10 protein-coding genes are annotated in these 13,582 nt (G+C 74.2%); 5 read left to right on the top strand and 5 right to left on the bottom strand.

Annotated elements, in window-relative coordinates; all coding sequences use genetic code 11:
* The first annotated feature begins 19 nt into the window (after positions 1 to 19).
* From AB0953_RS23500 to AB0953_RS23510, 3 genes are all read left to right on the top strand, one after another.
* The gene (locus AB0953_RS23500) at positions 20 to 2,140 is read left to right on the top strand and encodes a DNA topoisomerase IV subunit B (protein ID WP_366861504.1); all 2,121 of its coding nucleotides are present in this window, start codon (positions 20 to 22) and stop codon (positions 2,138 to 2,140) included.
* A 173-nt stretch (positions 2,141 to 2,313) separates the two neighbouring features.
* Complete coding sequence (locus tag AB0953_RS23505; protein WP_366861505.1) at positions 2,314 to 2,847, top strand: DUF485 domain-containing protein; 534 nt, start codon at positions 2,314 to 2,316, stop codon at positions 2,845 to 2,847.
* The gene (locus AB0953_RS23510) at positions 2,844 to 4,436 is read left to right on the top strand and encodes a cation acetate symporter (RefSeq protein WP_366861506.1); all 1,593 of its coding nucleotides are present in this window, start codon (positions 2,844 to 2,846) and stop codon (positions 4,434 to 4,436) included. The genes AB0953_RS23505 and AB0953_RS23510 overlap by 4 nt, the downstream gene beginning before the upstream one ends.
* Positions 4,437 to 4,496: 60 nt before the next feature.
* Here AB0953_RS23510 and AB0953_RS23515 read toward each other — a convergent pair whose 3' ends face one another.
* The 3 genes from AB0953_RS23515 to AB0953_RS23525 all read right to left on the bottom strand — a co-directional run bounded on the left by AB0953_RS23515 (position 4,497) and on the right by AB0953_RS23525 (position 8,387).
* Positions 4,497 to 5,195: a response regulator gene (locus tag AB0953_RS23515; RefSeq protein ID WP_366861507.1), complete on the bottom strand. Its 699-nt coding sequence runs from the start codon at positions 5,193 to 5,195 to the stop codon at positions 4,497 to 4,499.
* A complete protein-coding gene (locus tag AB0953_RS23520; RefSeq protein WP_366861508.1) occupies positions 5,192 to 6,808 on the bottom strand; it encodes an ATP-binding protein in 1,617 nt (538 codons plus the stop codon). The genes AB0953_RS23515 and AB0953_RS23520 overlap by 4 nt, the downstream gene beginning before the upstream one ends.
* Before the next feature lie 319 nt (positions 6,809 to 7,127).
* Positions 7,128 to 8,387: a citrate synthase gene (locus tag AB0953_RS23525; protein WP_366861509.1), complete on the bottom strand. Its 1,260-nt coding sequence runs from the start codon at positions 8,385 to 8,387 to the stop codon at positions 7,128 to 7,130.
* A gap of 70 nt (positions 8,388 to 8,457) precedes the next feature.
* Between AB0953_RS23525 and AB0953_RS23530 the strand changes: the two genes are divergently transcribed.
* Positions 8,458 to 9,609, top strand: coding sequence for a citrate synthase (locus AB0953_RS23530; RefSeq protein WP_366861510.1), 1,152 nt, complete (start codon positions 8,458 to 8,460; stop codon positions 9,607 to 9,609).
* A gap of 14 nt (positions 9,610 to 9,623) precedes the next feature.
* Positions 9,624 to 10,793 (top strand): GTP-binding protein, encoded by a 1,170-nt coding sequence (locus AB0953_RS23535; protein ID WP_366861511.1) that lies wholly within the window; start codon positions 9,624 to 9,626, stop codon positions 10,791 to 10,793.
* A gap of 8 nt (positions 10,794 to 10,801) precedes the next feature.
* Here AB0953_RS23535 and AB0953_RS23540 read toward each other — a convergent pair whose 3' ends face one another.
* Together AB0953_RS23540 and AB0953_RS23545 are read right to left on the bottom strand one after the other, a co-directional pair.
* The gene (locus tag AB0953_RS23540; RefSeq protein WP_366861512.1) at positions 10,802 to 11,419 is read right to left on the bottom strand and encodes a DinB family protein; all 618 of its coding nucleotides are present in this window, start codon (positions 11,417 to 11,419) and stop codon (positions 10,802 to 10,804) included.
* Between the two features lie 57 nt (positions 11,420 to 11,476).
* Entirely contained in the window at positions 11,477 to 13,540 is a 2,064-nt protein-coding gene (locus AB0953_RS23545; protein ID WP_366861513.1) for a restriction endonuclease, read from the bottom strand.
* Positions 13,541 to 13,582 lie beyond the last annotated feature (42 nt).

Here is a 13,582-nt window from a genome sequence, read left to right on the forward strand (position 1 = left end):
TCAGCGAGGAGCGAACTGCGTGACCGCCGACACGTCCGTGCCTTCCAGCGCGCTGCTGTCCGGAGCAGACCGGGACGGCTCCAACTACACCGCGCGGCACCTGCTCGTCCTCGAAGGCCTCGAGGCCGTCCGCAAGCGTCCCGGCATGTACATCGGGTCGACCGACAGCCGCGGCCTCATGCACTGCCTCTGGGAGATCATCGACAACGCCGTCGACGAGGCCCTGGGCGGCTTCTGCGACCACATCGAGGTCGTCCTCCACGACGACGGCTCCGTCGAGGTCCGTGACAACGGCCGCGGCATCCCCGTCGACGTCGAGCCCAAGACCGGCCTGTCGGGCGTCGAGGTCGTCATGACCAAGCTGCACGCCGGCGGCAAGTTCGGCGGCGGCTCGTACGCGGCCTCCGGCGGCCTGCACGGTGTCGGCGCCTCCGTGGTCAACGCCCTCTCCTCCCGCCTCGACGTCGAGGTCGACCGCGGCAGCTCCACGCACGCGATCAGCTTCCGCCGCGGCGTCCCCGGAGTCTTCACCGAGCAGGGACCGGACAGCCCGTTCGACCCCGCGAGCGGCCTGCGCAAGATCAAGCGGATCGCCAAGGGCAAGACCGGCACCCGGGTCCGGTACTGGGCCGACCGCCAGATCTTCCTCAAGGACGCCCGGCTCTCGCTGGAGACGCTCTACCAGCGCGCCCGCCAGACCGCCTTCCTCGTCCCCGGCCTGACCATCATCGTCCGGGACGAGCGCGGCATCGACGGCGCCGGCAAGACCGAGGAGACGTTCCGCTTCGACGGGGGCATCAGCGAGTTCTGCGACTACCTCGCCCAGGACAAGGCCGTCTGCGACGTGCTGCGCCTGACCGGCCAGGGCACCTTCAAGGAGACCGTGCCCGTGCTCGACGAGCGCGGCCACATGACCCCCACGGAGGTCACCCGCGACCTCGGGGTGGACATCGCCCTGCGCTGGGGCACCGGGTACGAGACCACCGTCAAGTCCTTCGTGAACATCATCGCCACCCCCAAGGGCGGCACCCACATCACCGGCTTCGAGCGCGCGGTCACCAAGACGGTGAACGAGGTGCTGCGCTCCGCGAAGCTGCTGCGCGTCGCCGAGGACGACGTCGTCAAGGACGACGCCATGGAGGGCCTGACGGCGGTCGTCACCGTCCGGCTCGCCGAGCCGCAGTTCGAGGGCCAGACCAAGGAGGTGCTCGGCACCTCCGCGGCCGCCCGCATCGTCGCGGCCGTCGTCGCCAAGGAGCTCAAGGCCTTCCTGACCTCCACCAAGCGCGACGACAAGCAGCAGGCCCGCGCCGTGATGGAGAAGATCGTCGCGGCCGCCCGGACCCGTATCGCCGCCCGCCAGCACAAGGAGGCGCAGCGCCGCAAGACGGCCCTGGAGTCCTCCTCGCTGCCCGCCAAGCTGGCCGACTGCCGCAGCGACGACGTCGAGCGCAGCGAGCTCTTCATCGTCGAGGGGGACTCGGCCCTCGGCACGGCGAAGCTGGCCCGCAATTCCGAATTCCAGGCGCTGCTGCCGATCCGCGGCAAGATTCTGAACGTCCAGAAGTCGTCGGTCTCGGACATGCTGAAGAACGCCGAGTGCGGCGCGATCATCCAGGTCATAGGGGCCGGCTCCGGCCGGACCTTCGACGTCGACGCGGCGCGCTACGGGAAGATCGTCCTCCTCGTCGACGCCGATGTCGACGGCGCGCACATCCGCTGCCTGCTGCTGACGCTCTTCCAGCGGTACATGCGGCCGATGGTCGAGTCGGGCCGGGTCTTCGCGGCCGTTCCGCCGCTGCACCGGATCGAGCTGGTCCAGCCCAAGAAGGGCCAGGACAAGTACGTCTACACGTATTCGGACAACGAGCTGCGCCAGACCCTGCTCGAGTTCCAGCGGAAGAACATCCGCTACAAGGACTCGATCCAGCGCTACAAGGGCCTCGGCGAGATGGACGCGGACCAGCTGGCGGAGACCACCATGGACCCGCGCCACCGCACCCTGCGCCGCATCAACATCGGCGACCTCGAGGCCGCCGAGGGCGTCTTCGACCTGCTCATGGGCAACGAGGTGGCCCCCCGCAAGGAGTTCATCACCAGCTCCGCCGCGACCCTGGACCGCTCGCGCATCGACGCCTGAGCGGGCCCCGGGAGGCGCCGCCGCACACCTGTGCGGCGCCGCCTCCCCGTATCCCGGAGGGCCGCCTCCATCACCTGTTGGAGTGAAGACCACCGGGACACCAGTCCGGAAACCGTCCATACCGCACATCCTTGTGGCACGCCGCCAAGGCGGCAGCGGACAAGGAGTGTTCGGTGGACAAGCACGAAGGTCCCGACCCCGGAACGATCCGGCTGGACGACCCCTGGTACGACGCGCTCGCCGTCGGCTGGGGCGAGGGCGAGGGCGGGGGCGGGGACGCGGCTCCGCCGCACGCGGCCGCCGGCCGGTCCGCGCCCGGAAACCCGCACGGGACCGCGGCCGGAGACCGGCCCACCAGGGCCGACATCTACCTGGAGGTACAGCGCAGCGCCGCCTTCCAGGAGGTCCGCAGCCGCTACCGCGGGTTCGTCGTCCCCGCGACCGCCGGATTCCTCCTCTGGTACGTGGCCTACGTCGTCGCGGCCACCGCGGCGCCCGGCGTGATGGCCCGGCCCGTCGCCGGGGCGGTGAACGTGGCGCTGCTCGCGGGACTCGGACAGTTCCTCAGCACCTTCGTGCTGACCTGGGCGTACGCCCGGCACGCGCGGCGGCGCCGGGACCGCGCCGCCCTCGACCTGCGCTGGACCGTCTTCGAGCAGGAGCGGGGCCGCGGGGCCGGTGCGGGCGCCGGGGAGGCGGGCCGGTGAGCACCGAGCACCAGACCCTCGCGCTGATCCTCTTCAGCGCCGTCATCGCGGTCACCCTGGGCATCACCACCTGGGTCAGCCGCAACCGGCACGGCTCGGCAGAGGAGTTCTACGCCGGCGGCCGACTGTTCTCCCCCATGGAGAACGGTTTCGCCATCGCCGGCGACTACATGTCGGCCGCCTCCTTCCTCGGCATCTCCGGCCTGATCGCCCTCTTCGGATACGACGGCCTGCTGTACTCGGTGGGCTTCCTCGTCGCCTGGCTGGTCGTCCTGTTCCTCGTCGCCGAACTGGTCCGCAACTGCGGGCGCTTCACCCTCGCCGACGTCGTCGCGGCGCGGATGAGCGAGCGTCCCGTCCGGATCGCCGCCGGCACCTCCTCGGTCACCGTCTCGGTCCTGTACCTGGTCGCACAGATGGTCGGCGCGGGCAGCCTGGTGGGCCTGCTGATCGGGGACTCGGGCACCGCCGCGCGCACGCTCACCGTCATCGCGGTCGGCGCGCTGATGGTGGTCTACGTGACCTTCGGCGGGATGCGGGCCACCACCTGGATCCAGATCGTGAAGGCCGTCCTGCTCATGGGCGGCGCCGTCACCCTCACCGTGCTCGTCCTGCTGCACTTCCACGGGGACTTCGACCGGCTGCTGGCCACCGCCGCCGAACGCAGCGGACAGGGGCCGAAGTTCCTGAGCCCGGGGCTGAAGTACGGCGGTGACTGGACCGCCCGCTTCGACTTCATGAGCCTGGGCCTCGCGCTGGTCCTCGGGACGGCCGGGCTCCCGCACATCCTGTCGCGCTTCTACACGGTGCCGACCGCGCGGGCGGCCCGCCGGTCCGTGGTGTGGGCGATCGCGCTGATCGGCGGCTTCTACCTGATGACCATCGTGCTCGGCTTCGGGGCCGCCGCACTGGTCGGACCGGCCGAGGTACGCGCCTCCAACGCCTCCGGGAACACCGCGGTCCCGCTGCTCGCGGCCTTCCTGGGCGGCGGGGCCGAGTCCACCGGAGGAGCGGTGCTGTTCGCCGTCGTGGCCGCGATCGCCTTCGCCACGATCCTGGCCGTGGTCGCCGGGATCACCCTCGCCTCCTCCGCCTCGGTCGCCCACGACCTGTACGCCTCGCTCCGGCGGCGCCGGGCGCGCGGGCGCAGCGAGGTCGCGGTGGCCCGGGGCGCGGCCGTCGGGATCGGGGCCGTGGCCATCGCGCTGGGGCTGCTGGCGCAGGACCTCAACGTCGCGTTCCTGGTGGGGCTGGCCTTCGCGGTGGCCGCCTCGGCGAACCTGCCCGTGCTGCTGTACTCCCTGTTCTGGCGCGGCTTCACCACGCGCGGCGCCGTCTGGTCGGTGTACGGGGGACTGGTCCCGGCCGTGGTGCTGGTGGTGCTCTCCCCGGTGGTCTCGGGCAGCCCCGACTCCCTCTTTCCGGGGGTGAGCTTCCAGTTCTTCCCGCTGCAGAACCCGGGACTGGTCTCGATCCCGCTGGGTTTCCTGGCCGGCTGGATGGGCACGGTCACCTCCCCGGAGGAGCCGGACGCGGCCCGGCACGCGGAGACGGAGGTCCGCTCCCTGACGGGGGCCGGGGCCGTCTGAGCGGTGCGCCCGCCTCCCGGTCCGCGGGCGAGCGGGCCCGACGCGGGGGCCGGCCCGCGGTCAGCTGCCGTCCGACGGGAGCCAGGAGTACAGGTGCTCCGGGCGGCCCGTTTCGCCGTAGCGCAGGGACAGGGTGACGCGGCCGGTGCGGTCCAGGAGCTTCAGGTAGCGCTGAGCGGTCTGGCGGCTGATGCCGGCCCGCTCGGCGATCTGCTGGGTGGACAGCGGGCCTTCGGCGGAGCGTAGGACGCGGCGGACCCCTTCCGCGGTGGTGGGGGAGTGGCCCTTGGGCAGCTCGTTGGGGGATCCTGCCGCCGCGAGGGTGCCGAAGATCCGGTCCACCTCGGCCTGTTCGGCCTCGCCGCCCGTCTCCAGGGTGCGGCGCAGGGCCGCGTACGCCTCCAGGCGGGAGCGCAGGCCGGGGAAGGTGAACGGCTTGACCAGGTACTGGAGGGCGCCGAGGCGCATCGCGGTCTGCACGGTGGCCAGGTCCCGGGCGGCCGTGACCATGATCACGTCGGTGTGGTGGCCGAGCTGGCGCAGCCCGCGGACGAGGTCCAGGCCGCTGCCGTCCGGGAGGTAGTGGTCCAGGAGGATCAGGTCCACGGGGCGGGCGGCGAGGAACTCCAGCGCCCCGGCCGCGGAGTGGACTTGGCCGGCGACGCGGAAACCGGGAACCTTCGCGACGTACGCCGCGTTGATCCGGGCAACACGCATGTCGTCGTCGACGACCAATACGTGGATCGGGGATCCGCTCACCGCAGGGCCTCCGGGAGTACGACGGAGAACTCCGCCCCTCCGTCCGCTGCCCCGCCGGCCCGGACCGTGCCGCCCTGCCGCTCGGCGAGGCGGCGCACCAAGGCGAGGCCGAGGCCGCGTTCGCGCCGGCCCTGGGGCTGCTTGGTCGACCAGCCTTCGGTGAAGATCTCCTCGCGTCGGGCCGCCGGAACGCCGGGGCCGCTGTCACGGACGCGCAGGACCGCCGTGCGGCCTTCGCACCGCAGCTCCACCTCCACCAGGGGCGCCGCCGAGCCGGCCGCCGCGTCCAGGGCGTTGTCCACCAGGTTGCCGGTGATGGTGACGAGGCCGCCGGGGTCGACCAGGCGGTCGGGGAGGAAGGTGGTGTCGGCGAGGCGCAGCGGGACGCCCCGCTCGGCGGCCACGGTCGCCTTGCCCACCAGAAGGGCGGCCAGCAGCGGGTCGCGGACCTTCTCGGTGACCTGCTCGGCGGTGCTGCGGTGGCCGCCGACCACCTCGGCCACGAACTCCACCGCCTCCTCGTGCAGGCCGAGCTCCAGCAGGCCGAGGAGGGTGTGGAGGCGGTTTGCGTGCTCGTGGTCCTGGGCGCGCAGGGCGTCGATCAGGCCCCGGGTGGAGTCGAGCTCGCGGCGCAGGTGCTCCAGCTCGGTGCGGTCGCGCAGGGTGGCGACGGCGCCGCCGTCATCGGTGGGCATCCGGTTGGCGACCAGCACCCGGCGGCCCCGGACGGCGAGCAGGTCGCGGCCGGTGACGCGGCCGGTGAGGACGTCGGTGGTGCGGCCGGCGCCGAGGACGTCGTCGAGGGCGCGGCCGGCGGCGGTGCGGGCGGCCTCCGGGGCGAGGCCGAGGAGGCGGGCGGCCTCGTCGTTGACCAGGCGGACGCGGCCGTCGCCGTCGAGGGCGATCACGCCTTCGCGGATGGAGTGGAGCATCGCCTCGCGCTCGGCGAGCAGCGCGGCGATGTCGGAGAAGGCCAGGTCCCGGGTCTGCCGGTGGATCCGGCGCGAGAGGAGGTAGGCGGCCAGGGCGCCCGCCGCGAGGGCGCCGCCCGCGTACGCGAGGAGGCCGGGGACGGCGTGGAGCAGGCGGGCGCGGACGCTGTCGTAGGCGATGCCGACGGAGACGGCGCCGACGATCTCGCCGTCGGCGGCGATGAGGGGGACCTTGCCGCGGGCGGAGCGGCCGAGGGTGCCCTCGTCGATCTCCATGACCTCGCGGCCGGCGAGGACGTCGCTCGGGTCGGTGGAGACGGGCTGCCCGATGCGGTCCGGGCCGGGGTGCGAGCGGCGGATCCCGTCGAGGTCCATGACGACCACGTACTCCGCGCCCGTGGCCCGGCGGATCCGCTCCGCCGAGGCCTGCACGGGGCTGTCCGCGGTCGGGCCGGAATCCAGCAGGTCGGCAGCGAGCGAGGGGTCGGCCGCGGCGCTCTGGGCGATGGCCAGGGCGCGGCGCATGGCCTGGTCGTCGAGCTGCGTCCCGAGCGGGGCGAGGAACAGCCCGGTGGCCAGCACGGCGACCCCGGCGGCAATGGCCAGCTGGGTCAGCAGGATCTGCGAGACGGCCCGACGGGGCAGCCCGATGCGCGGAGCGCGCAGGGAGGGGAACCGCATGACGAGCAACGGTAGGCCGCCCCGGCCCGAACCGGAATCCTCGCGCGGCGCCGGCGCACGGGCCGGCGGTGCCCTGCCAGCCGTCGCGCTGCCGGGCCGGCGCCCCCGCACGGGCCGGCGGAACCGGAATCCTCGCCTGCCGTCACCGCTTCGGTGCCTGCTGTGCCGTCGGTGACCTCAGTGCCTGCTGTGCCGCCAGGGCCGCCGCGCCGTGAGCTCGCTGTCCCGCGGGCCGCACTGCTCGGAGCCGCGCGGCGGTGTATCCCGGCTGTGGTCGGCCGGGTGGAGGGTGGCCCGGCCCGGCCCGGCCCGGCCCGGGTCAGGGGAGGGGTTGTGGGGGCCGGGGTCCTTGGTAGTGGCCCGTGGGGCGCATGCGCAGGGGGCGTTCCTGGTATTCCTCCAGCGCGTGGGCCATCCAGCCGGCCGTGCGGGCCACCGCGAAGACCGTCTCACCGGCCTCCGCCGGCATCCCGCACGACACCGTCAGCACCGCCAGGGCCAGGTCCACGTTGGCGTGGAGGCCGGCCCGGCGGGCCGCCGCCGTCGCCACCACCTCGCGGGCCGCCGCCAGGGCGGGGCCGGCGGCCGGCAGGGTCTCCAGCCGCGCGAACAGGGCCGTTGCGCGGGGGTCCTCGCCCCGGTACAGCCGGTGGCCGAGGCCCGGCACCCGCCGCCCCGCACGCAGGTGGTCCGCCACGACCGGCGCGGCCCCGCCCCGCTCCAGGGCCTCGACCAGCGTCCGGTGGGCGAGGCGTCCGGCCGCGCCGTGGAGCGGGCCCTCCAGGACGCCGAGGCCGGCCGAGACCGCCGCGTACGGGTTCGCCCGGGCCGACGCTGCCACCCGTACGGCCAGGGTGGAGGCGGCCAGGTCGTGGTCGATGAGCAGGGCGAGGGCCAGGTCGAGCGTGCCCAGGGCCACCGGGTCGGGTTCCCGCGCGGTCAGCCGGGGCCACAGCCGGGCCGCCAGCAGGGCGCCGTCGTCCCCCTGGCCCGCCTCCGGCTCCCGTCCCAGCAGCGGCAGCGCGCCGACCAGCGTCGGGATCAGGCAGCGGGCCGAGCCGAGGACCGCCTCCGCGGACAGGTCGAAGCGCAGCGGGTCCGCCACCGCCGCGGCCACGGTCGCCACCCGCAGCCGGTCGACCGCCCCGCTGTGCTCGGGCAGCGCGGCCACGGCCCGCCGCGCCGCCGCCAGCGCCTGCGCCGGGGCCGTGAGGCGGGCCCCGCGCGGCAGGGTCCCCGTCCACAGCCACTCGGCGACCTCCTCGTAGCAGTACCGCGAGGCCAGCTCCACGGCGTCCACGCCGCGGAACGCGTACCGGTCCGGCTCGATGAGCGTCAGGGAGGTCCGCACCGCGAGCTCGCCGCCGACCGGCGGTGCCGCCTCGCGCCGGCTGCGCCGGGCCAGGGCCTCGACCTCGGCCGCGTCGAAGCTGCTGCCGCGGCCGACCGCGTCGCGGCGGCTGGTGAGCTGGCCGCGGCTGACGTACGCGTACACGGTCGCGGGCTTCACGCCCAGCAGCTCCGCCGCCTGCCGGGTGCTGAGCCGTCGTTCGCCCGCGCCTTCCGCCTGATCGTTCATGATGGCCAGGGTATACAGGTTGATTCAATCAACATTGACATTGATTCCGTGCATAGTGGATGGTCACTGCATGAACACCACCGTTGAAGTGCCCCGCGGTCTCGCGGGAGTCGTGGTCACCGAGACCGGTCTCGGGGACGTCCGGGGCCGTGAGGGCTTCTACCACTACCGCCAGTACTCGGCCGTCGAGCTCGCCGAGAGCCGAAGCTTCGAAGACGTGTGGCACCTGATGTTCCGCGGGGCGCTCCCGGCCGACGCCGCCGAGCGCGCCGCCTTCGCCGCGGAGATCGCCCCGCTGCGCCGACTGCCCGCCGAGGTGCAGGGCGCCCTGCCCGCCCTCGCCCGGGCCACCGCCCTCTCGGGCCCCCTCGCCGGCCTGCGCACGGCGCTCTCCCTGCTCGGCGCCTCCGCCGGCTTCCGGCCCGTCTACGACCTCGCACCCGAGCGGCGCGCCGCCGACGCGCTGGCCGCCTGCGCCGCCGTACCGACCCTGCTGACCGCGCTGCACCGGCTCGGGCAGGGCCTGGAGCCGGTCGAGCCGCGCGACGACCTCCCGTACGCCGCGAACTACCTGTACATGCTCACGGGGCAGGAGCCCGACCCGGTCAAGGCGCGGGCGGTCGAGCGGTACCTGATCTCCACCGTCGACCACGGCTTCAACGCCTCCACGTTCACCGCCCGCGTCATCGCCTCCACCGGTGCCGACGTCGCCGCCTGCCTGACCGGGGCCGTCGGGGCGCTGTCCGGCCCGCTGCACGGGGGCGCCCCCAGCCGCGCCCTGGACACCCTGGACGCCATCGGGACGGCCGACCGCATCGACCCCTGGATCCGCGAGCGGGTGCTCGCCGGCGAGCGGATCATGGGCTTCGGCCACCCCGTCTACCGGACCGAGGACCCGCGCTCGCGGATGCTGCGCGACATCGCCCTCGGATTCGGCGGCCCCCTCGTGGACTTCGCCGTCGAGGTGGAGCGGCGCGTGGAGGCGATCCTCGCCGAGCTCAAGCCCGGCCGGGAACTGCACACCAACGTGGAGTTCTACGCAGGCGTGGTCATGGAGCTGTGCGGTCTGCCGCGCGAGATGTTCACCCCGACCTTCTGCGCGGCGCGCGTGGTCGGCTGGAGCGCGAACGTGCTGGAGCAGGCGGCCGATTCGAAAATCATCCGTCCGGCCGCGCGGTACGTCGGGCCGCAGCCGCCCCGGCCGGTTCCGCCGCTGATCTGAGTACGATCGGCGGGGTGAACAGCAGGCAGCCCGACCCGCCGCGCTCCGTCGCGCCCATCCCCGTCGTCGTCCTCGCCGGATTCCTCGGCTCCGGCAAGACGACCTTGCTCAACCACCTCCTCGGCAACCGGGGCGGCACCCGCATCGGGGTCGTCGTCAACGACTTCGGATCCATCGAGATCGACGCCATGTCGGTGGCCGGCCAGGTCGGCGACTCGATGGTCTCCCTCGGCGGCGGCTGCCTGTGCTGCGCGGTCGACGGCAGCGAGCTCGACGCGTACCTGGAGAAGCTCGCCGAGCCCGTCCACCGCATCGACGTCATCGTCATCGAGGCGAGCGGGCTGGCCGAGCCGCAGGAGATGATCCGGATGCTCGTCGCCAGCGAGAACCCGGCGATCCGGTACGGCGGCCTGGTGGAGGTCGTCGACGCGGCGGAGTTCGACGCGACCCGGACCCGGCACCCCGAGACCGACCGGCACCTCGCCGCCGCGGACCTCGTGGTGCTGAACAAGGCCGACCGGGTGGAGCCGGGCGAGCTGGCCCGGATCGAGGCCGAGCTCGGCAGGCTCTGCCCCGGCATTCCCGTCGTCGCCGCCGACCACGGGCGCATCGATCCGGAGCTGCTGTTCGACCGCCGGCCGTGGACGGAGACCCAGGGGCAGCTGTCCTTCGAGGACCTGATCTCTCAGGCCCGGGACCACGCCGACGACGGGCACGACGGGCACGCCGGCCACGCCCACACGGTGTACGAGAGCACCGAGTTTGTGTCCCGGCAGCCCATGAACCCGCGGCGGCTCATCGACTTCCTCGACCGCCGCCCGGCCGGGCTGTACCGGATCAAGGGCTTCGTCCACTTCGACGTGCCCGGCCACGAGGAGCGCTACGAGGTCCACGCGGTCGGCCGCTTCCTGCGCTTCGCCCCCGGCCCCTGGGGGCGGGGGGAGCCGCGGCTGACCCGGCTGGTGCTCATCGGCTCCGGCACGGACGGGCCCGGCCTGCTGCGGGAGCTGGAGGCCTGCCGGGAGGACGCGCCACAGGATGCGGGGCCGGAGAGCATGTGGGGCGTGCTGCGCTACGTGGCGCGGCCCGCCCCGGCCGGACCCGTCGCGCAGGGCGGGGCCGGCGACGGACCGGGGGACGAAGACGGGGACGGGGACGAGGTGCCCGCGGCAGCCGGGGTCTGAGCCGGCCCTCAGCCCTGCCGTGACCGGTACAGGTCCCGGAGCAGGGCGATCTCGGCCCCGTGGTGCAGCAGTTCCTGGTTGACCCACCAGGCGATGTCGACGAACGGCTCCTCGGCGTCGCCGCCGTGGGGGTACGTGCAGTACCCGACGGTGTCGAGCGCGGCGTCGTCGACGCTGAGCAGTGCCCTGCGCCAGGCGTCGGCGGCGGCGCCGAACGCGGCGAGGGCCGTGGCGGCGTCCCCGCTGACCGCGTAGTCGTCGCGGGTGAGGCTGCGGGTGCCGGCGGTGTGGTCGGCGCGCAGGGTCAGCATCTCGCTGAGGTGGCTCAGCCGCCACGCGATCGTGGTGAACGGCGGCGGCCACGGGTGCGGGTACGCGGCGGCGTCGCGGCCCCAGTCGCCGGTGCCGGCCAGGAGGGTGGCCCGGGGGCCCGGGCCGTCGGTGCGGCGGCGTACGGACCAGCAGTCCGCAACCGGCTCCCAGAGGTACTCCTCGTCCGTCAGGGGGCCGACCTCGGTGTCCGTACCGTCGCCGCTGTCCATGAGGGGACCCGCCATGCGGTCGGCGAGGCGCCGGTGGGCGAAGTCGAACTGCCGGAGCAAGGGGGCCAGGCGGGGCGGGGTCACGGGGCGGCTCCTGGGGCGGGGGCGGGTGGCTTCGGTCGGGGAACGGGCGGGCGGGGGTCAGGCGACCTCGACGCCGTAGTCGTGCAGGAGGTCCTCCAGTCCGCCGCGGTAGCCCTTGCCGCCCGCCACGAAGTCCCAGTCGCCGTTGGGGCGGCGCCGGAAGGAGCCCAGGACCAGTGCGGTTTCGCCCGGGCGGCCGTCGGAGACGTCCAGCGTGCCGAGTTCCGTGCCGTCGGCGGCCAGCAGCCGGATCCGGGCGTCCGTGAAGCCGGCCAGGTCGGCGTGCGGGTCGGCCTCCGGGTCGACCGCGGCGACCAGGGCCAGCCGGTCGGCCCGCTCCGGCAGGGCGTCGAAGGAGACCGCCAGTGCGGCCTTGTCGGGTGCCCTGTGCGCAACGCTGCGGACCGAGCCGTCCGGGGTCTGCGGGTTGTTGTAGAAGACGAAGTGGTCCTCGCCGAGGACCCGGTTGCCCTGGCAGACCAGGGCGCACACGTCCAAAGCGACCCGGCCGGACCACGTCATGCCCAGGACGTTGTGGTCCGGGGCGGCGGGCGCACTGCGGGCCGCGGAGGCCGCCGCCCCGGACGGGCCCAGGCGGCCGCGCAGGCCGTGCTGGTGCAGGAGCTCCACCAGCGCGGGGCCCGGCACCAGTTCCAGCGGCTTGCCGTCGGCGAAGGTGTACGAGCCCGGCCCGAAGGAGGCCGTGGTGACCAGCACCCCCTTGTTCGCACCCTTGTCCTGGACCGTGCCGTACAGATCGCGCACGGCCGTCGGCGGCACCGTGTTCCGGTAGCGCTTGACCTGCACCACGATCCGCCCGCCCCGGATCGGCGCCGGGTCCAGGGCCTCCACGTCCACCCCGCCGTCGCCGGAGCGCTGGGTCGTGACCGCCTCCATGCCCATGGCCCGGAACAGCTCCGCCACCAGGTTCTCGAAGTCGATCGGGTCCATGGCGAAGAGGTCCGGCTCGTCCTCCTGCGCGCCGCCCGCCTGCCCGCCGTGGCTGACGACACCGCCACCCACCTCGTCGGGCCGGCGCCCGGGCCGCACCGCCGTCAGCTGGTCGGGGCGCGCCGACAGCTGCCCGCCCAAGCCCGACACGAGGCAGTCCACCGCGCTGACCTGCTCCAGCCGCAGCCCCGCGAACGCGCTGCGCCCCGCCGGCACGGTGGCGAGCACGAAGCGCGCCTCCCGCCCGGTGGCCGGATCGTGGCAGTCCACGAAGCCGTTCACCACGACGGAGTCCAGCACGCCGAACTCGTCCGCCGCGTACAGCTCGCGCACCACCAGCAGCATGCACTGCGCCAGCAGGTCCCGGTACAGCGCCCGCCGCTCCGTGACCGGGCGGGGCTTGACCTTGTCCTGGCCCGTGCTCGGCAGGTACTGCACCGCCCTGGCCTCGGGCACCACCGCGTAGCCGGGCAGCTCCCAGTCCAGCACCAGCTGGCGCGCGGCCGGGTCGTACGCGGCCGACACCTGCCGCGGCAGGCTCTCCGGCCAGGCCGCCGAGGCGTACAGAGCGGCCGAGAAGTACTCCACGGCGGCCTCGGCGTCGCCCGAGCGCAGGGCCTCGGCCAGCTCGGCGAGCCCGCTGTTGTGCGCCCGTACCCCGGCGAGCTGCTCCTCCGCCCACCGGTCGTACTCCCGGCGGTACGCCGCCAGCTGCTGCTGCCGCTGTGCCTCCGCGGCACTCGCCGCCTGCCAGGCCTCGGCGTACCGGGCGTGCGCCTCCCGCTCCGCCTGCGCCCGGTGGTTCGAGCCGAGCGTCCAGCCGCTGCTCTGCTGCTGGAAGTCCTCGAGGCGGGGCAGGGGCACCGGCTGCGCCAGCGCCCCCGGGTTGAACGGCTCGAGCTGCTCGGACCGCACCAGGGCGGCCATCCGGAAGGCCGGCGCTCGGCAGCCCGCCACCAGCAGCCGCTTGAGCGCGTCCACCTCGGCGTCGAGCTGCGCGGTACGCCGCAGGGCCTCGGCCTCGCGGTACTGGCGGTGGCTGCGGTCGGCCTCCCGTTCGTAGGCCCGCCGGCGCCGCTCCGCCTCCCGCTGCTGGATCACCTGCGTCTGCTGCTGCCGGCGCTGGGCCTCGGCCCAGTCCCCGATCAATCCGCCCGGCCGACGACTCATCAGCTGTGTACTCCCCCCACCAACACCGAGAGGGAAAACACT

Source organism: Streptomyces sp. NPDC046866, from assembly GCF_040704625.1.
Taxonomy (GTDB): Bacteria; Actinomycetota; Actinomycetes; order Streptomycetales; family Streptomycetaceae; genus Streptomyces.

Coding starts and splice junctions, on each gene's coding strand:
- AB0953_RS23520 (WP_366861508.1), bottom strand. CDS start 6,808: ATGCGGTTCCCCTCCCTGCGCGCTCCGCGCATCGGGCTGCCCCGTCGG.
- AB0953_RS23525 (WP_366861509.1), bottom strand. CDS start 8,387: ATGAACGATCAGGCGGAAGGCGCGGGCGAACGACGGCTCAGCACCCGG.
- AB0953_RS23530 (WP_366861510.1), top strand. CDS start 8,458: ATGAACACCACCGTTGAAGTGCCCCGCGGTCTCGCGGGAGTCGTGGTC.
- AB0953_RS23545 (WP_366861513.1), bottom strand. CDS start 13,540: ATGAGTCGTCGGCCGGGCGGATTGATCGGGGACTGGGCCGAGGCCCAG.